Origin of the sequence: Streptosporangium oxazolinicum (assembly GCF_039537505.1) — a bacterium.
GTDB classification, from domain to species: Bacteria; Actinomycetota; Actinomycetes; order Streptosporangiales; family Streptosporangiaceae; genus Streptosporangium; species Streptosporangium oxazolinicum.
The window spans coordinates 129222-148077 of the sequence record NZ_BAABAQ010000013.1 but is presented as its reverse complement, the minus strand read 5'-3'; the positions used below and the strand labels follow the sequence as shown (position 1 = coordinate 148077).

Below are 18856 nucleotides of genomic sequence, written 5' to 3'. Positions count from 1 at the left end.
GTCGGGCCGGGAGGTCACGAACAGCCGCCGTGATCCCGCAGGATCGTCAGGTAGCGGTTCGGGTCGGTGGGGGTGGGGGCGAGGACCGGTTCGGCGCCCTCGGGGGCCACGACGACGACGGTCTCGGTTCCCTCGGGGGAGACGACCACGACGGTCTCGTCCCCGTCGGCGGCCACGACGACGACGGCGGTCTTGGTCCTGGTGGCCGTGACCTGCTCCCGGGTCATGCCCATGAAGTAGACGATCTCCTCGTGGTTCGTCGTCTCGGCGAAGTTCTCGAAGCCCGTCTTGTAGTAGAGGTCCACCCGGGTCGGCGCGGGTGACAGGTCCGGTTCGCGGTCCGCGCGCAGGTCGGCGACGATCTCCGGGATGGGGTAGGCGAGCTCGACGCCGGCCCGCATGTGGTACTTCTCGCCCTCTACCTCGACCAGGGGCAGCGGGGTGAGGTCCTGGGAGGGGTCGTCCTCCCTGTGGTATATCGGCCGGGTGAGCAGGTCGTACCGGAAGATCTCGTCGAGCACCGGGGCGGTGTCGGCGGGTAGTACGGGGCGCATCGACTCGCTCCACCACCGCTGCAGGAGCCGCTGGGCGTCGCCGCTGCCGTAGAGGTAGCCGAGGGCGGGCCCGTAGGAGTCCTGGTCGGCGGCGGCCAGGGACTGCGCGGTGAGCAGCGGGGCGGCGCGCGGGTCGTCGGTCCCCTCGATCCACTCCTCGAAGTTGCGCAGGACCTGGGACTGCGTCATCCCGGCCAGCTTGAGCGCCGGGACCCACAGGTGGCGCAGGATCATGTACTCGGCCATCAGCCGCGCCCAGAAGAGGAAGCGCTGCATGCGCTTGTTCTCCTCGAACGTCATCGTGTTGTGGCTGAGGACGTACTCGAAGTCGTCGGTGTCCCCGCGGACCGAGACGATGCCGTACTCGGCCTTCTTCTCGGAGTACTCGGTGTTGGGCAGCATCAGCAGCGGGTACACCGCGATGCGCGAGACCTTGCGCGCCAGCCGGTCGTAGCCTTCGAAGAAGGTCTCGATGGTCTCGCCCGGCGCTCCCCACAGGAGCTCGGCGTAGCATTCCAGGCCCTCCTCGCTCAGCCAGGCGGCGAGGTCCTCCCACGCGTTGACCTTCATGTTCTTGCGGTTCATCTCGCGCAGGGCGGTGTCGCTCAGCGTCTGCAGGGCGAGGGTGAACGAGCTGCGCAGCCCGGCCTGCTTCATCTTCCTGACGATGGAGTAGAAGACCTTCGACTTGTTCTTGGCCCAGGAGCTCTCCAGGGCCTTGGGGTAGCCGTACTTCTGGCGGATCTGGATCAGGTCGTCGACGAACTCCTCGTCGATCGGGAGCAGTCCGAAGTTGGCGTCGCACAGCGCGATCGTGTGGACGTTCATCTTCGCGAAGAGTTCGAGTTCGGCGCGGAGCCGTTCCCGGGAGAAGGCCCGGACCCGCTGTCCCGTCGCGCCGCCCCAGTAGCAGAACGAGCACTTGTAGGGGCACCCCCGGTTGGTCTCCATGAGTGCCACGTCGTACAGGAACTTCCCGTCGGCGTCGGTGAGGTCGATGGCGCCGGTGAGCACCGGGGAGGGGATGACGTCGAGGTCGTCGATCCGTTCGGGCACCGCCGTCGTGACCGTCTCCCCGGCCGTGTCCTTGAAGGAGACGCCGGTGATCTCGTGGAGGTCGTGGCGCGAGTGGCCGTCGAGGTAGGCGCCGAGGAGGTCGCGGAACACGAGCTCGCCCTCGCCGTTGACGATGACGTCGACCTCGGGGAACATCCCGAAGACCCGGTCGGCCTGGTTGGCCACGTGCGTTCCGCCGAAGACGACCCAGCCGTCGGGGTTCATCTGCTTGAAGGTCTCCGCGAGCGTCCCGAAGGCGCGGTAGTTCCATCCCAGGACGGAGCAGGCGAGAATGTCCGGCGGGTCGCCCTGGAAGAAATCGGCGGCCATTTCCGGAAGAGTGACGGCTCCCCGGTAGTTGCAGATCTTGATGTCCGCCCGAGCCGCGATTCGCTCGTCCGCGTAGGCGGTGGACTTGAGATATCCGGCCGCGAGCGGCATGGACTCAAGGGGCATTTCCCAGACGCCCTGCTGCAGAATATGGACGAGGATCCGACCATCAGCCTTCACGTAGATCTCCTAACGTGATCTACCCACTAAATGTCGACATAGTTCCATTTGCCGCTCGTCGAATCCTCGCGGGTACCTTGAATCGAATTGATATGGCGGTCGAGCGCGGCACCATCGGAGCCGATTTCGCTCACCGCACGTCCATTTCGTCGATCAGCGCGGTGGTGTGCTTGGCGGCCCGGTAGACCGGGTGCTCCAGCACCTCCCTGAGGAAGTCGCGGGTCGTGCACACCCCCGGGCCCTCGACGTGGAACTCGCCGAGGGCGCGGTCCGCGCGGGCGATGGCCTGGTGCCGGTCGGGCGCCCAGACCACGACCTTGGCGAGCAGCGGATCGTAGTCCGGCGTCACCCGCATGCCGGGCTCCCCGTGGGTGTCCACCCGGACGAACGGCCCGGCCGGCGACACGAACTCGCGGATGGTCCCCGGGGTGGGCAGGAACCCCCGGCGCGGGTCCTCGGCGTTGACGCGGCACTCGATGGCCACCCCTCGGGGGACGACGTCCTGCTGCCGGATGGTCAGGCCGTACCCGGCGGCCACGTGGAGCTGCTCGCGGACCAGGTCGACGCCGGTCACCATCTCGGTCACCGGGTGCTCCACCTGGATGCGGCAGTTGACCTCCATGGCGTGGAACCCGTCCTCGTCGTCGACGAGGAACTCATACGTCCCGACGCCGGCGTAGCCGACGGCTTGGGCCGCCCGCACCGCGGCGGCGCAGATCCGGTCCGCGAGCTCCCGGGGCAGTCCCGGCGCCGGGGTCTCCTCGACCAGCTTCTGCCGCCGCCGCTGCACCGAGCAGTCCCGTTCCCCGAGGTGGATCACGTTGCCCCGGCCGTCCCCGAGGATCTGCACCTCGATGTGCCGGGCGTTCTCCAGGAAGCGCTCCAGGTAGACCCTGGAGTCGCCGAACGCCGTCTGGGCGCCCGCCCTCGCCTGGGCGTACTCGCGGGCGAGGTCACGGGGGTCGCGCACCACCCGCATGCCCCGGCCGCCGCCCCCGGCGACGGCCTTGATGATGACCGGGTAGCCGACCTCGGCGGCGATCGACCGCGCCTGCGCCAGCGTCGCCAGCGGCTTGGAGCTGCCCGGCAGGACCGGGAGCCCCGCCGCCGTGGCGATGTTGCGCGCCTCGGCCTTGTCGCCGAGCCGGGCGAGCAGCGACGCGGCGGGCCCGATGAAAGTGAGCCCGGCGTCCTCGCAGATCTCGGCGAAGTCGGGGTCCTCGGACAGGAAGCCGTAGCCGGGGTGCACCGCGTCGGCCCCCACCTGCAGCGCCGCCGTGACGACCGCGGCGGGGTTGAGGTAGCTGCGCCGCGCCTCCGACGGGCCGATGCGGACGGACTCGTCGGCGAAGCGGGCCACCGTGGAGTCGCGGTCGCTGTCGGAGCAGACCGCGACGGTGCGGATGCCGAGCTCACGGCAGGTACGCGCGACGCGCAGCGCGATCTCCCCGCGGTTAGCGATCAGAACCGTCGAGAACATGCGTTCCCCTCACCGTCGGCGACTCCGTGGCACGCAGGGGTTCGAGCACGAACAGCGGCTCGCCGTACTCCACCGGGTCCCCGTTCTTGACGAGGATCTCGACCACCCGGCCGGGCCTGTCGGCCTCGACCGCGTTCATCAGCTTCATCGCCTCGATGACCGCCACCTGCTGACCCGCCTCGACGGTGTCGCCGACCTCGACGAACGCCCGGCTCTCCGGGGAGGGCGCGCGGTAGAAGGTCCCGACCAGGGGCGCCTCCAGCACGGCGGCGTCGGGTGGCGTCCGCACGGCCGTGACCGCCTGGACGGCCGCGACCGCCTGGACGGTCTGGACGGAGGCGGCGGCGGGGGCGGCGGGGGTCCCGGCGGTCTCCGGCCATTCGACCTCGACGCTCATGTCGCCCGCCTGTACCCGCACCCGCTTCAGGGGTCCGGGGGCCGTGCTGAGGATCTCGCCGGCCTGCCTGCACAGCTCGCCGATGCCGCTGTGCCTGGTGTGATCGTCGGTCATGTGTTCCTCGCGTCCTCGTTGCCGTATCGGCGGAAGCGGCGCCGACGCCGTTCCACCAGTTCGCGGGAGTTCAGCCGGGTCAGCTCGTGCAGGGTCGCGCACAGCGCGGCGCGCAGCCGCTCGGCCGCCGAGGCGGGGTTCTCGTGCGCCCCGCCCTCGGGTTCGGGCACGACCGCGTCGACGACGCCCTGCCGGAGCAGGTCGCGGGCGTCGAGCCGCAGCGCGGCCGCCGCCCGGGGCGCCTCGGCGCGGTCCTTCCAGAGAATGGCCGCGCATCCCTCAGGGCTGATGACCGAATAGACCGCGTTGGCGCAGGCCAGCACCCGGTCCGCGACGGCCAGCGCCAGCGCGCCGCCGCTGCCGCCCTCCCCGGTGATCACCGACACGATCGGCACCCCGAGCCCCGACATCAGGCGCAGGTTCTCCGCGATCGCCCACGCCTGGCCGCGTTCCTCGGCCTCGACGCCGGGATGCGCCCCGGGCGTGTCCACGAGCGTGACGACCGGGAGGCCGAGTTTGTCCGCCAGCCGCATCAGCCGGGCGGCCTTGCGGTAGCCCTCGGGCAGCGCCATGCCGAAGTTGCGGGCGACCCGTTCGGCGGTGTTGTGGCCCTTCTGGTGTCCGACGAGGACGATCGGCCGTCCGTCGAGGCGGCCGATGCCGCCCACGATGGCGGGGCAGTCGCCCGAGAGCCGGTCGCCCCTCAGTTCCTGGAAGTCGTCGAGCAGCTGGTAGACGTAGTCCAGTGTGGTCGGGCGGTCCTCGTGCCGGGCGAGCCTCACCACCTCCCAGGGGTCGCGCTCGGGCAGTTCGGCGGGGTCGTCGATGAGCCGTACCGTCTCCGGCGCCTGGGCGGGGACGCTCGCCGGGCGCACCACGCCGAGCAGCGCGCCGAGTACCGGCCTGAGGGCGGAACGGGGGACCACGGCGTCGAGGAATCCTCGCGCCTGCATGAACTCCGCGCTCTGGAAGCCCTCGGGCAGCTCCTGGCGGATCGTCTGCTGGATCACCCTCGGCCCGGCGAAGCCGATGCGTGCCCCCGACTCGGCCAGGATCACGTCGGTCAGCGTCGCGAAGGACGCCGCCACGCCGCCGTAGGTGGGATTGGTGACGAGCGAGATGGTCAGGATGCCCGCCTCGTCCAGCTCGGCGAGCGCCTGGCTGGTCTTGGCCATCTGCATCAGGGAATAGGCGCCCTCCTGCATGCGCGCGCCGCCGGAGGCGGTGACCAGGAGCAGCGGGGTACGCGTGCGCAGCGCCGTCTCGCAGGCGCGGACGATGCGCTCCCCCACCCCGACGCCGAGGCTGCCGCCGAGGAACCGGAAGTCCATCACCGCGGCGATCACGGGGTGGTTCATGATCGAGGCGGTGACACAGGTGATGGCCTCGGCCGCCCCGGTGCGCTCCCTGGCCTGCCGCAGCCGGTCGGGATAGGGGCGGGAGTCGGCGAACCCGATCGGGTCCTCGACGGTGGCCGGGGGCTCGAAGGGCACGGCCGAGCCGGCGTCCAGCAGCTGCGCCATCCGCTGCGACGCGGTGAGGCGAGTGTGCGTCCCGCAGCCGGGACACACACCCAGATCGCGCTCGAACCGCTTGACATAGATGAGTTCGCGACACTCGGGACAGCTCGTCCACTGTGCCGCTTCCGGCGCCTCCGTTTGCACATCCACGCCTGCAGCCTGATCCGCGTCCCTCAACGACCGCTGGTCAACGGCTGTACCGCCCGCTCCCGGACGCATCCGGCGCTCCACGGGTCCTCGAGCGGCCGTGGAGCACCGCCTTCGACACTTGGGCCGGTGTCCGCCAGGACCATCCGGGGGGAGGCCGCGAGCGTGCGACCCGCCTCCGAGGGCCGGCACGGCCGGCGGCTGACGGCCCCGCACTCACACCGCAGGGAGTCTCTGTATGCGCTTTCTTCCCGACTTGCGTGAGCCGAAGGTGGCGATCGTGGGCTTCGGCTGGGTCGGCTGCTGCCTCGGCGTCGCCCTCGCCGACCGTGGCCTGTACGTGACGGGCATCGACAGCGATCCCGGCCTGGTCGCCGAGCTGAGGGCGGGGCGGTGCCGCATCGCCGAACCCGGGCTCGCCGAGGCCCTGGAGAGGCTGCGGGACTCGTCCCGGCTGACGTTCGACACCGGGTACGACGCGATCGAGGACGCCGACGTCATCGTCATCGCGGTCGGCACCCCGATCGCCCCCGACCGCTCGCTCGTCACCGCGCAGCTGGAGGCGGTCTGCGAGGCGCTCGCGCCCCGGCTGCGGCGCGGGCAGCTGGTGGTGCTGAAGAGCACCGTCGCCCCTGGCACCACCCAGGGGCTCGTCCGGCCGCTGCTCGAGGCGGGCGGGCTGGTCCAGGGGGAGGACTTCGGGCTCGTCTTCTGCCCGGAACGGCTGTCGGAGGGCAACGCCCTCTCCGAGCTGGTCGAGCTCACCGTCATCGTGGGGGGCTGCGACCCCGACAGCACGCAGTCGGCGACGGCGTTCTGGAAGCGGGTGCTCGGCGTGCCCGTCTGGGAGTACGCCTCACCCGAGGTGGCCGAGATCGTCAAGCTGGCCGACAACTGGTGGATCGACCACAACATCGCGATGGCCAACGACCTGGCCCGGTTGTGCGACGCCTTCGAGGTCGACGTCCTGGAGGTCATCTCCGGGGCGAACTCGCTTCCCAAGGGCAACAGCCACGTCAACATCCTGCTGCCCAGCGTGGGCGTGGGCGGCTACTGCCTGACCAAGGATCCGTGGATGACCTGGAGCGCCGCCCGAGGGCGCGGCGTGCGCCTGGACACCATCGAGACGGTGCGGGCGGTCAACGACGCGATGCCCGCCTACACCCACGAGACGATCTCGGCCGAGCTCACCCGGGCCGGCTGGGACCCCGGCCGCGCCAAGGTCGCGATACTCGGCGCGGCCTTCAAGAACAACACCGGGGACCTGCGGAGCACCCCGGTCAAGCACGTCGTGGACGGTCTGCTCGCCGCCGGCACCACGGTGTCGATCTTCGACCCGCTCGCGGATCCGGACGAGCTGTTTTCCACCATGGGTGTCGAGGGGTCCGCCACCCTGGAGGAGGCGGTGGACGGCGCCCACTGTCTCGCCGTGCTCGCGGGCCACGAACCGTTCCAGCAGCTGGACTTCGCCGCGCTGCGCGAGCGCGTCCCATCGCCCTGCCTGGTCTTCGACGGGCGGGCCTACTACTCACGGGAGACCATCGCCGAGCTGCGACGGCTCGGCTTCGGCTACCGCGGAATCGGACGGTGACGCAATGTCCAAGATCGTTGTCACGGGAGGGTGCGGCTTCATCGGCGGCCACCTCGTCGAGCGCCTGGCCGGAAGCGGGCACGAGGTGGTCGTCTACGACACCTCGCCGCCACCCCCCGACCTGCCGCCCGACGGCGTCGACGGCGTCCGCTACGTCAAGGGCGACATCACCGCCGAGTCGTCCCTGGCCTCCGTCATCACCCCCGACGTCGACCTGGTGTACCACCTGTCGGCCATGGTCGGCGTCGACCGCTACCTCCGCCAGCCGCTCGACGTCATCGACGTCAACGTGCTCGGCACGCGCAACGTCCTGCGGCTGGCGCTGGCCGCGGACGCCAAGGTGGTGGTGGCCAGCACCAGCGAGGTCTACGGCAAGAACCCCCGGGTGCCCTGGTCGGAGGACTCCGACCGGGTGCTGGGCGGCACCTCCACCGACCGGTGGACCTACTCCTCCAGCAAGGCCCTCGCCGAGCACATGACGTTCGCCCTGGTGCGCGAGCACGGGCTGCGGGCCACGGTGGTGCGCTACTTCAACGTCTACGGCCCCCGCCAGCGGCCGGCGTACGTCGTCAGCCGCAGCGTCCACCGCGTCCTCAACGGGCACCCCCCGGAGGTGTACGACGGCGGGGGGCAGACGCGGTGCTTCACCTTCATCGACGACGCGATCGAGGGCACCGTCCGCGCCGCGTCGAGCCCGGCGGGGCAGGGCGAGTGCTTCAACATCGGCTCGCACCGGGAGACCACCGTCGGCGAGGTCGTCCGGCTGATCGGCCGGGCCGCCGGGTTCGCGGGGGAGAACGACGCGCTGGACACCGGCGTGGCCTTCGGGACGGTCTACCAGGACATCGAACGGCGCATCCCCGACACCACGAAGGCCCGCGCGGTGCTCGGCTGGCAGTGCGCCGTCCCGCTGGAGGAGGGCATCACCAGGACGGTCGAGTGGGCCCGGCGCAACCCGTGGTGGCTGCGCGAGCCCATCGGCTGATCACCATCCGGCCTTGATCGTGTCCACGATGTGCAGGCGCTCCTCGTCGGACAGCCACCAGCCGACCGGGACGCAGACCATGCGCTCGACGACCTCCTCAAGGCCGGGGAGCAGGGACATGTACGGGCGCAGCGCCCCGTGGTGGTCGTTGCGCTCGTGCACCTGGCTCACCGTGATCCCGGCCTGGGTCATGTGCTTGACGAACGCGTCCTTGCCCGAGACCAGCAGCGGGTAGGCCCAGAACGAGGGCTGCCGGTCGGGGGCGCGTTCGGTCAGCTCCACGCCGTCGGCGGAGGCCAGCTCGCGGTCGAAGAAGGCGGCGTTCTCCCGGTAGCGGCGGACCACCTCGTCGGTCCTCGCCAGGTTGGCCAGGCCGATCGAGGCGTTGATGTCGTTCATGTGGAACTTGTAGCCCCACTCGGGGATGTCGTCGCGGGTGAGGCCGCGCCCCGGTGAGTCGCGGTCGATCCCGAACCACCGCAGCCGCCTGGCCCGCTCGTTCAGCTCGGGGGTGGGCAGCACCATGAGCCCCCCGTCGCCCGTGGTGAAGTGCTTGACCGCCTGGAAGCTGAACACCGCGATGTTGCCGTGGTTGCCCAGCGGCTCCCCCCGGTAGGTGGAGCCCCAGGCGTGCGCGCAGTCCTCGATCACCAGGGGCCGGAACCCGTAGAGGGCCTCCGCCTCGTCCAGGATGCCGCTCAGCCGGGCGAGGTCGACCGGGTAGCCGGCGAAGTGCACCACCATGATCGCGCGAGTGGCCGGAGTGATCTTCCGGGCCAGGTCGTCGAGGTCCACGTTCAACGTCGCGGGGTCCACGTCGACCCACCTCGGCCGCAGCCCGTTGGCGAGGATCGTCCAGTTCGTGGCGACCATCGTCAGGGGGGTGGTGAGCACCTCTCCCCCGGCCTCGCCCGTCCCGGTCCCGGCCGGATCCGTCGCCAGGCGCAGGGCGAGGTGCAGACCGGCGGTCCCGCTGTTGACCGTGGCCACGTGGGGGTTGCCGATCCGCTCGCGCAGCGCCTGCTCGAACTCGTCGACCACCGGCCCCTGGCCGATCATTCCGCTGGTGAGGACCCTCGCCACCGCGGCGGGGGCCTCCTCGGACATCTGCACCTTCAACAGTGGGATCACCGGTGTCTCCTCACGTGGTCATGGACGGCACCGGATCTCCCTCTCACGTCCGGGAGGATCTCCGGCCTGGCCGGGAAGGCGCCGTCGGCCCCGAGCGCCTCGACCCGCGTTCACGAACCCGTTTTCGCCGGGCCGCCATCGCCGTCAATAAATGAATATGCCAGCGGTAAAGGTAACAGGCAATCCCCTTTGACCTGCCCGGCGCGCTCTCCCGTCATTCGAGCGCGACACCAACGAACATCGATCCCGCCTCCAGCGGGGCCTGTCACTATCGCGCAGTGCGGCCCGTTCATCGAAGGTGAGCCGAGAGCGGAGTCGATTTAAACGGGTCGCGACAAACCCCTGCCCCAAAACGATCCGCGACCATTTCAAAAGACGCCCGTCGCAAAAGGGAGACCAATGCCTAAGTCATGGTCATACAGCGTCCAGTACAAGACCGGAATGGCCCGTTGGGCAGGCCGCCTGGGACTCGAACTGCGAGATCTGGTGCAGTCGGGCCGGATATCGCCGGAGACGCATCCCCGGGTCGTCGACCTGGGCTGCGGGCGCGGCGAGGCCGCCATCTACCTCGCCAAGCACGGATTCCAGGTGGTCGGGGTGGACTTCTCCTCGGTCGCGCTGAACGAGGCGCGGGCGGCCGCCAGCCGGGCGGGGGTGGCCGACCGCTGCCGGTTCGTCAAGGGCGACCTGACCGCGTCGCGCATCCCCGGCGTGGAGGGCCCGTTCGACGTGGTCACCGACCTGGGCACGCTCGACGACCTGAAGGGAGAGGACCGGGAGGCGATGGCCAGGACGATCAAGCGGCTGTCCGGGCCCGGGTCCCTGTACTACCTGTGGTGCGTCCACCACGACGGCAACCTCCCGATGAACCTCAAGGGCATCCTGCTGCGCCTCAACCCGAAACTGGTGCCGGGCGAGGAGGAGGCCCTCTTCGGCGATCTCTTCAAGATCGAGCGGCTGCCGTCGCCCCCTCCCTCCTCGTACTTCGCCGGCTTCCTCATGACCCACCGCTGAACGGAGAGAGCGTGACCGACAAGCACGGCACCGGCGGCACCGGCGGGTGGCGCGTCGACACCCACAACCACGCCGTTCCGCCGAAGATGCAGGAATGGGCCGTGCGGGCCGGCATCCTGCCGCCGAACCAGTCGAGGTGGCCGACCTGGGCGCGCTGGAGCCTCGCCGCGACCGAGGAGGTCATGGCGGAGAACGAGATCGCGGCCGTGGTGACCTCCTCGCCCGCGCCGTTCGAGGTGTTCAAGGACGCCACGCAGGTCAGGGAGGGCGCCCGGGTCATCAACGAGTCGCTGGCCGACCTGGTCAGGGAGCAGCCGGCCCGGTTCGGCTTCTTCGCCTTCCTCCCGCTGACCGACGTCGACGACGCCCTGGCGGAGACCGCCTACGCCCTCGACACGCTCGGGGCGGACGGCGTGCTCCTGCTGACGCACGTGGACGGCACCTACATCGGCGACAAGTCGTTCGAACCGCTCTTCGCCGAGCTCGACCGGCGGCACGCGGTGGCCCTGGTCCACCCGCAGTTCCTGCCCGGCGGCACACCGCCGGGGATCCCCGACTTCATGGGCGACTTCCTCCTGGACACGACCAGGGCGGCGCTGAGCCTGATGATCGGGGGCACCCTGGAGCGTCACGAGAACCTGTCGATCATCCTCTCCCACGGCGGCGGCTTCCTGCCGTACATGGCGGCCAGGATCGACTCCCGCTCGCACGACGAGGAGGGCGTCGACCCGGAAACCCTCCGCTCCCACGTGCGGCGCTTCTACTACGACACCGCCATGCCCACCTCCCCCTACGCGACGCCGTCGCTCCTGGGGTCCGCGGACCACTCGCGCATCCTCTACGGGACCGACTACAGCATGCGGACGGCCGAGGCGACCCGCTACGTGACGCAGGAGCTGACCCGCGACCCGCTGATCGGGCCCGCGTTGCACCGGCGGATCGGACGCGACAACGCGCTGCGCCTGCTTCCCTCCCTGGCGAGGCGCATGGGTGTCGCCGTCTGACGTGTCGTCACGAGCCGCCCGGGGTGCCCGGCGATCCTCGACGGATCGGCGGAGCCACCCCGGGCCCGTTCATGTGGGTCGGCAAGATGGCTTCGGCGACTTCGCGCGCCAGAACATGCACTGACATATCGCGATATGCAGTGACATGCCGAAATTCGCCGCCTCCGGCTCACCGGCGGCCCGGGTCCCCGGACCGGAACGGGCGGGTACGGATTCGCCGGCGTCCTCGTGCCCGGCCCGTACCCGCCCGTCCTCATGTGTGACCACGCGTACCCCGGCGCGCGCTCCCCGCGCCGGGGACGTCTCCGGGCCCCGAGGACCCGGATGATCGAGCGTTCACCGATCGCATGTGTTCGCCGTCGGTGCGGGGCGCCTCCGCACCCACGGCTCACCCCCAAGCCTCATGTGTTCAGTAACGCACTCCGGTGACCTGGGACGACACGCTCTCGGCCAGGGTCCCGTCGGTGTTGTACACCGTGCCGGTGCCCGTCGAGCTGAAGGTGTTCCCCGTGACGGTGCCCGAATGGGCGATGTCGAGGGTGCCCATCCAGCTGTCGTCGGGCCCGTACATGTGGTGCCTGAAGGTGAAACTGAAGCGGGACGAGCTGATCGACAGCCACTTCCCCAGCCCCAGGTCCCTGATCCGGGTGTTGGTGCAGATCACCGCACCGGCCTCGGTGAAGAGGAAGAGGCCTTTCTCCGGCGGGTTCCCGACCGGGCCGGGAAACGAGATGTCGACGTGCCAGGTCCCGGCGATCCGATGGACGGTCCATGCCGCCTGATCGGCGTTCGCCGCGTCGGCGCCGATGATTGCCGCCAGCCCCGCGGCGGGGGCGAGGATTCCGCCTTTCGCCAAGAGTTTTCGACGATTAATCGCCTGTACCATTGCCCCTCCGAACTGGGTGATTCCCGCGACTTCCAGCCTGTTTCGGAAGTTGATTTCCGGGAATGATGGGAAGAATAGGGTCACCTCCTCTGGGACCACTCGAAGGTCGCTGGTCTTCGAAGAGCCGCCGATCGTCGGCCGGTGGTTCGTAGAACCCGAAACCGATCATCGCCAGGCCATCGGCCAGCCACCTCGCCGTCACGCTGCGTATTCGCCGCCAGCGGGGTCCGGTTCGCATCTGTCCTCCCGATAGAGGGACTCGGGCGCTCGCCCGGCCGTCATTGACGAGATCGTGACAACGCGCCCTCCACGTTCGATCGAGTCCCGCTCACCGAGCGTGCGCGCCGCGCCCGGTGACCCCGGTGACGAGGATCGCTCGAACCGGTGGCGAGCGGATCTCCAGCGGCGGCTGTCAGCATCACGGCGGCACCGGTCTTCACCGCACCGGTCCCCCGCGACACCGGCGTCCCCGCGCCGCGATGCGAACCTTCGCTCACACGATGGAGGGAACACGATGAACGAGCCCTCGCCCATGGCACTCGGCACCGCGCCGTTCAGCGACGACCGGCCCGACCAGGAGCAGATCCTGTTGATGCTGGCGGGCAAGTGGATATCGGGGGTGATCCACGTGGTCGCCCGCCTGGGCATCGCCGACCTGCTCGCCGACGGGCCACGCACGTCGGACGACCTCGCCGAGGCGACCGGCGCGCACGCCCCCACGCTCTACCGCTTCCTGCGCGCGTCGGCCGCCGTGGGCGTCTTCGCCGAGCGGCCCGACGGCCGCTTCGAGCTCACCCCCAAGGCCGAGTACCTGCGCAGCGACGTTCCCGGGAGCATGCGCAACCTCGCCTACTTCTACGGCGAGACGACCGTGTGGAACTGCTGGGGACACGTCATGGACACGGTCCGCACCGGCGAGGCCGTGGGACCCAAGCTGCGCGGCGGGAAGACCTGGTTCCAGTATCTGGAGCAGGACGCCCCGGAGTTCGCCGAGGTGTTCCACGCGTCCATGACCGCCCTCAACGACGCCCGCGCCCCGCGCATCGCCGACTCGTTCGACTTCGGCCGCTTCCCGGTCGTCGCCGACATCGGCGGCGGGCAGGGCCAGATGCTCTCGGCCATCCTGCGGCGCCATCCGTCGGTGCGCGGGATCCTGTACGACATCCCGACGGCGATCAAGGGTGCCGGCGAGCTCCTCGAACGCGAGGGCGTGGCCGACCGGGTCCACTGCGAGGAGGGCAGCTTCTTCGAGAGGATCCCCGGCGGCGCCGACGCCTACGTGCTGAAGGCGATCATGCACGACTGGAGCGACGCCGAGTGCAAGGGCATCCTGCGCCGGGTCCGCAAGGCCATCGGCGACAGGGCGGACGCCCGGCTGCTGATCATCGACGGGGTGCTCCCCGAGCTCAACGAATGGCACTACAGCAAGCTCATGGACATCGCGATGCTCGTCAACGACAAGGGCGCCGAGCGCACCGCCGCCGACTGGCGGCGACTGCTGGAGGCGTCCGGATTCGAGCTGGCCGCCATCCACCCGACGGCCCCGCCGCACGGCATCGTGGAGGGCAAGCCCGCCTGAGCCCGGCTCCGGCTCGCGCGGCCACCGCCGTCCGCGCGTCCCCGGACACGAAGCAGCCGTCCCCGCCGCCCGCCTCACCCCCGAAGGAGCCACAGCGATGAGACTCGGTGTCAACCTCACCTACCGGAACGCCGTACACGTGGCGCGGGAGGCGGAGAGCCTCGGCTACGACCTCGCGCTGGCGCCCGAAGGGTACCGCTCCGACGCCGCCACCGTGCTCGGCACGGTGGCGTTGCGCACCCGGACCATCGACCTGGCGTCCGGGGTGTTCCAGATCCCGGCCCGGACCCCCGCGCTGACGGCCCTGACGGCGGCGACGTTGGACACCCTCTCCGGCGGGAGGTTCCGGCTCGGCCTCGGCATATCCAACCCCGACATCTCCGAGGGCTGGTACGGCGTGCCGTTCGACCGGCCGCTGGGACGGACCCGGGAGTACGTCGAGATCGTGCGCCGCACCCTCGACCGCGAGCGGGTGACCTACGAAGGAGAGCACTTCCAGCTACCGGCGCCGGGGTGCACGGCGACGCCCCTCAGGCTGTTCACCGAGCCCGTCCGGGCCCGCGTCCCGATCTACCTGGCCGCGGTCGGCCCGCGGAACCTGGAACTGACGGGCGAGATCGCCGACGGGTGGCTGGGGGTCTTCTGCACCTCGGAGTCGCTGGCGCGCTCCGTCCGCCATCTGCGGGACGGGCGGATCCGCGCCGGCCGGGAACCGGACGGCTTCGAGGTGCTTCCCGGCCTGCCGGTGGCCGTGAACGACGACCTGGACGCGGCCGTGGACGCGGTGCGGGGCTATGTGGCGCACTTCGTCGGCATGGGCGACCACAAGCGGAACTTCTACTACGCGCTGGCCGGGCGGATGGGATTCGAGCGGGAGGCCGCCGCGATCCACGAGCGCTACAGCGCCGGCGACCTCCGGGGCGCGCAGGCCGCCGTGCCCGCCGGGTTCGTCGACCGCGTCTCCCTGCTCGGCCCGGTCGAGCGGATCGCCGACCGGATGAGGGAGTACATGGACAACGGGGCGACGACCCTGGTCGTCTCGCCCTTCGCCACCACCGGCGAGGGACAGGCCGAGATCCTCCGCGCCGTCGCCGCCGCCCGCGAAAGCCTCTCCTGACCGGAGGCGTGCCCGTCGTACGCCCGACGCCCAACGCCCGGCGCCCGCGGGCCTGCGGGCCCGGAGAGGACGGCCACCGTAGCCGGACCGGCGGTGACGGGTCCGGCTCCCCCGCGATCGTGGCCCCGCCGGGGCTGGTCCCACCACGGCCTCCCTGGGCGCGGTCCCGGCTGCCAGGCTCGACCCCATGAGCGCATTCACCGACGACGAGATCGCGTACCTGACCGGCCAGCCGCTGGGGCGCCTCGCCACCGTCGGCCGCGACGGCAGGCCGGCGGTCAGGCCGGTGGGGGTCATCTACGATCCCGAGGCCGGGGCGATCGTGATCGGCGGGGTCGCCGGTTCCGACATGGCGGGGAGCAAGAAGTTCCGCGACGCGCGGCACCACCCGCACGTGTCGTTCGTCATCGACGACCTCGCCGCCGTGGACCCGTGGACACCGCGCGGGATCGAGATCCGGGGGTACGCGGAGACGTACACCGAGGGCGGGGAGCGGGTGGGCGAGCGGCTCGACGCGCCGTTCCCGTTCGACCCCGCGTGGATCCTGATCCGTCCGCGGCGCATCCTGACGTGGGGCATCGGAAACGGCTCCTTCGAGATGTCGGCGCGCGAGGTGGCGCCCGGTGGCGCGGCTCGAAGCGGCACGGCCTGAGCGGGCAGGAGACCCCCTTTGCGTTACCGACCGCTGGGCCGGACCGGGCTGCGGGTGTCCGAGCTGTTCTTCGGCGCGATGACCTTCTACGAACGCGACGGCTCCGGCGCGCCACGGGAGTACCGGGCCATGCTCGACGCCTACGCCGACGCCGGAGGCAACGTCATCGACACGGCCTCGGCGTACGGCGAGAGCGAGGACGTCCTCGGCGAGCTCCTCACCGGCCGCCGCGACCGCTTCGTGGTCGCCACCAAGTACACGCTCTCCCGCGACCGCGACGACCCGAACGCCGCCGGCAACCACCGCAAGAACCTCACCCTGTCCCTGGAACGCAGCCTGCGGCGGCTGCGGACCGGCTACGTCGACCTGTACTGGGTGCACCTCTGGGACCGCCACACCCCGGTGGAGGAGACGATGCGGGCGCTGGACGACGCCGTGCGCGCCGGGAAGATCCTCTACGTGGGCATCTCCAACGCCCCGGCGTGGCTGGTCAGCCGCGCCAACACGCTGGCGGAGTGGCGGGACTGGACGCCGTTCGCGGGCCTGCAGGTGCCGTACAACCTGCTCAGGCGCGACGTCGAGCGCGAGCTGCTGCCGATGGCCGAGGCGTTCGGGATGAGCGTGGCCGCGTGGGGGCCGCTCGCCGGTGGCGTGCTGTCCGGGAAGTTCAGCGGCCCCGCCGGAGCGGAGGCGGCCACCCGGGTCGATCCCGGCTCCCTCACCGCCCGGGACCACGCGGCCGCGCGTGCCGTGCTGGAGGTCGCGGACGAGCTGGGCGTCACGGCGGCCCAGGTGGCGATCGCCTGGACCCGCACCCGCTCCCCCGCCGTGCACCCGATCGTCGGCGCGAGGGACGTCAAGCAGCTCACCGACAACCTGGGCGCGATCGACGTCGTCCTGCCCGAGGAGGCGGTACGGCGCCTGGAGGCGGCGACGGGGTTCGAGGTGGGATACCCCGGTGACTTCATCGCCGAGTGCGAGGCCGGCCCGTGGGTGTTCGGCGAGGCGCCCACGCAGCCCCGCGTCCGGTCATAGGCCCGCACCCCTGCCGCCGGTATCCCCCCGGAGGGTGCCCGTCACCACGAGCGCCCCCACCACCAGAGCGACCACCAGGTGGGCACGGTGCGAGGCGGGCGCGGGACGGGGCTCACCCGGACGGGTGTGCCCAGGGCGGAGATCAGCTCGGGGGTGAGCTCCTCCGTTCCCTGAGTCCGGTCGGAGAGCCGCAGCGGCTGGTCCCCGGCGGGAAGGAGCCGGTTTCCCGAGCACAGTGTCGTGATCAGCTCCGAGTCCTGGGTGGCGGCGAACACCAGGTAGCGGCCGCCCCTGGTGAACTCGTATCCGCAGGAGGCCCCCTGCGCGTCGGTGGTCACCTCGAACTCGGCACCGGGCTTCCCCTTGTAGACGTGGTCGGCGCGGAGTGTGGCGGTGACGCTGCCGCCCTTCAGGACCAGTTCGTCCACGCGGACGTCCACGGCGGTCGCGGAGAAAACGGCCGCCGCCAGGTCCATGCGCTGCCGCGGTTCGAGGGGCGCGCACGAGCAGGCGCTCGCCGTACCCCCGGACAGCACCGTCAGCGCCGCCACCAGTCCGAGCACGGCGAGTATGCGCGTCATCATGTCCACCATCACGTACGGCGGGTGGGATCGGTTCAGCCCGGCGGATCATCGGTGAGCTTCCGGGTCGCCACCTCGTCGGCGAGGGCGCCGAATTCGTGGGATCGACTTGCCGCCGGGTCGAGCGCTCGACGTCGGAAGCGGTGAGGGCGCCGACGCGCTCTGGCTGGCTCGGCGTGGCGCCACACGTCACCAAAGCAGATATTGTCTACCTTTTATGCAGGAATTAGGGTGATCCTAACGTAACGCGCAGAACGGACACCAGTATGAGTATCGACAGCACAACGTCCCAGGCTCCCGGCCTGCCGGGGGCGCATGTGATCGCCGATGACGCGGAGGCGGTCACCACGGCCCGCGCGCTGGCGGCCGAGTTCGCGCCCGGCGCCGCCGAACGGGACGCCGGACGGCTGCTGCCCGTCGGGGAACTGGACCGGCTCTCCGCGAGCGGGCTGCTCGCGATCACCGTGCCGCGCGAGCACGGCGGCGCGGAGGTGAGCGCGGAGACCCTCTCCGAGGTGGTACGCCTGCTGGCCGCCGCCGACCCGAACATCGCGCAGATCCCGCAGAGCCACTTCGTCTACGTCAACGTGCTGCGCCGCCAGGGCACCCCCGAACAGCGGAAGTTCTTCTTCGGCGAGGTGCTCGCCGGTGCCAGGCTCGGCAACGCGCAGTCCGAGGCCGGTACCAAGCACGTGCAGGACTACCGCACGCGGCTGGTGCCCGACGGCGAGGACGGCTTCCTGCTGCGCGGGGTCAAGCACTACAGCACCGGCGCACTGTTCGCGCACTGGATCCCGGTGCTGGCCCGGCGCGAGGACGAGACGCTGCACGTGGCGTACGTGCCCAGGGACGCCGACGGACTGACCGTGATCGACGACTGGGCCGGGATGGGCCAGCGGACCACGGCCAGCGGCACCGTGCGCCTCGACGACGTACGGGTACCCGCGAACCGCGTGGTGCCGCACCACCTGACGTTCACCGGGCCGCAGCTGCACGGCGCGGTGGCCCAGCTCCTGCACGCCGCGATCGACGTGGGCATCGCCGGCGGGGCGCTGGCGGAGGCGCTGGAATTCGTCCGTACCAAGGCGAGGCCCTGGTTCGAGAGCGGGCTGGACAGCGCCGCGGAGGACCCGCTGATCATCCAGCGGGCGGGCGAACTGGCGATCAAGGTGCGTGCCGCGGAGGCGCTCCTCGCCTCGGCCGGCCGGAAGGTGGACGCCGCCTCGGCGGACCTGACGGAGGAGTCCGCCGCCGCCGCGTCCATCGCGGTGGCCACCGTGAAGGCGTACGTCGACCCGGTCGCGGTGGAGCTGGGCAGCGCCGTCTTCGAGCTGGGCGGCACCCGGACGAGCCTGGACGGGCTCAATCTCCACCGCCACTGGCGCAACGCCAGGACGCACACGCTGCACGACCCGGCTCGCTGGAAGATCCAGCACATCGGCCGCTACGTGCTCAACGGACAGCTCCCGCCCCGCCACGGCCTGCTCTAGCGACCTCACCGGT

General features: G+C 70.9%; 16 protein-coding genes. 9 read left to right on the top strand and 7 right to left on the bottom strand.

All coding sequences use genetic code 11. The features are described from left to right. Positions 1–14: 14 nt before the first annotated feature. The 4 genes from ABD817_RS30225 to ABD817_RS30210 all read right to left on the bottom strand — a co-directional run bounded on the left by ABD817_RS30225 (position 15) and on the right by ABD817_RS30210 (position 5775). Entirely contained in the window at positions 15–2120 is a 2106-nt protein-coding gene (locus tag ABD817_RS30225) for a KedN5 family methylcobalamin-dependent radical SAM C-methyltransferase (protein WP_344921631.1), read from the bottom strand. 130 nt (positions 2121–2250) lie between these two features. Beyond that, a complete protein-coding gene (locus tag ABD817_RS30220; RefSeq protein WP_344921630.1) occupies positions 2251–3600 on the bottom strand; it encodes an acetyl-CoA carboxylase biotin carboxylase subunit in 1350 nt (449 codons plus the stop codon). Continuing rightward, entirely contained in the window at positions 3575–4111 is a 537-nt protein-coding gene (gene accB, locus ABD817_RS30215) for an acetyl-CoA carboxylase biotin carboxyl carrier protein (RefSeq protein WP_344921629.1), read from the bottom strand. Before accB ends, ABD817_RS30220 begins: the two co-directional genes overlap by 26 nt. Then, entirely contained in the window at positions 4108–5775 is a 1668-nt protein-coding gene (locus tag ABD817_RS30210; protein WP_344921831.1) for an acetyl-CoA carboxylase carboxyltransferase subunit alpha, read from the bottom strand. Before ABD817_RS30210 ends, accB begins: the two co-directional genes overlap by 4 nt. A gap of 241 nt (positions 5776–6016) precedes the next feature. Here ABD817_RS30210 and ABD817_RS30205 point away from each other — a divergent pair, with 241 nt between their 5' ends. Both ABD817_RS30205 and ABD817_RS30200 read left to right on the top strand, forming a co-directional pair. After that, entirely contained in the window at positions 6017–7369 is a 1353-nt protein-coding gene (locus ABD817_RS30205) for a nucleotide sugar dehydrogenase (RefSeq protein ID WP_344921628.1), read from the top strand. 4 nt (positions 7370–7373) lie between these two features. After that, complete coding sequence (locus tag ABD817_RS30200; protein WP_344921627.1) at positions 7374–8354, top strand: NAD-dependent epimerase/dehydratase family protein; 981 nt, start codon at positions 7374–7376, stop codon at positions 8352–8354. Here the strand turns inward: ABD817_RS30200 and ABD817_RS30195 are convergent, their stop codons facing one another. Beyond that, positions 8355–9485: a DegT/DnrJ/EryC1/StrS family aminotransferase gene (locus tag ABD817_RS30195; RefSeq protein WP_344921626.1), complete on the bottom strand. Its 1131-nt coding sequence runs from the start codon at positions 9483–9485 to the stop codon at positions 8355–8357. It abuts the gene before it with no gap. Positions 9486–9926: 441 nt separating this feature from the next. Between ABD817_RS30195 and ABD817_RS30190 the strand changes: the two genes are divergently transcribed. Together ABD817_RS30190 and ABD817_RS30185 are read left to right on the top strand one after the other, a co-directional pair. Beyond that, positions 9927–10499, top strand: coding sequence for an SAM-dependent methyltransferase (locus ABD817_RS30190; protein WP_344921625.1), 573 nt, complete (start codon positions 9927–9929; stop codon positions 10497–10499). An 11-nt stretch (positions 10500–10510) separates the two neighbouring features. Beyond that, positions 10511–11503, top strand: coding sequence for an amidohydrolase family protein (locus ABD817_RS30185; protein WP_344921624.1), 993 nt, complete (start codon positions 10511–10513; stop codon positions 11501–11503). A gap of 409 nt (positions 11504–11912) precedes the next feature. Here ABD817_RS30185 and ABD817_RS30180 read toward each other — a convergent pair whose 3' ends face one another. Next, positions 11913–12473, bottom strand: coding sequence for a hypothetical protein (locus ABD817_RS30180; RefSeq protein ID WP_344921623.1), 561 nt, complete (start codon positions 12471–12473; stop codon positions 11913–11915). A gap of 430 nt (positions 12474–12903) precedes the next feature. Here ABD817_RS30180 and ABD817_RS30175 point away from each other — a divergent pair, with 430 nt between their 5' ends. From ABD817_RS30175 to ABD817_RS30160, 4 genes are all read left to right on the top strand, one after another. Continuing rightward, a complete protein-coding gene (locus tag ABD817_RS30175) occupies positions 12904–13968 on the top strand; it encodes a methyltransferase (protein ID WP_344921622.1) in 1065 nt (354 codons plus the stop codon). A gap of 97 nt (positions 13969–14065) precedes the next feature. Then, positions 14066–15085 (top strand): LLM class flavin-dependent oxidoreductase, encoded by a 1020-nt coding sequence (locus ABD817_RS30170; RefSeq protein ID WP_344921621.1) that lies wholly within the window; start codon positions 14066–14068, stop codon positions 15083–15085. Positions 15086–15272: 187 nt separating this feature from the next. Further along, complete coding sequence (locus ABD817_RS30165; protein WP_344921620.1) at positions 15273–15737, top strand: PPOX class F420-dependent oxidoreductase; 465 nt, start codon at positions 15273–15275, stop codon at positions 15735–15737. Between the two features lie 18 nt (positions 15738–15755). After that, positions 15756–16772, top strand: a complete 1017-nt coding sequence (locus ABD817_RS30160) for an aldo/keto reductase (RefSeq protein WP_344921618.1) — start codon at positions 15756–15758, stop codon at positions 16770–16772. 41 nt (positions 16773–16813) lie between these two features. On the opposite strand, the gene ABD817_RS30155 is transcribed toward ABD817_RS30160, so the two are convergent. After that, positions 16814–17353, bottom strand: coding sequence for a hypothetical protein (locus ABD817_RS30155; protein WP_344921617.1), 540 nt, complete (start codon positions 17351–17353; stop codon positions 16814–16816). A gap of 266 nt (positions 17354–17619) precedes the next feature. Between ABD817_RS30155 and ABD817_RS30145 the strand changes: the two genes are divergently transcribed. Next, positions 17620–18843 carry an SfnB family sulfur acquisition oxidoreductase gene (locus ABD817_RS30145; protein WP_344921616.1) on the top strand — a complete coding sequence of 408 codons (1224 nt, stop codon included), beginning with the start codon at positions 17620–17622 and terminating at the stop codon, positions 18841–18843. Positions 18844–18856 lie beyond the last annotated feature (13 nt).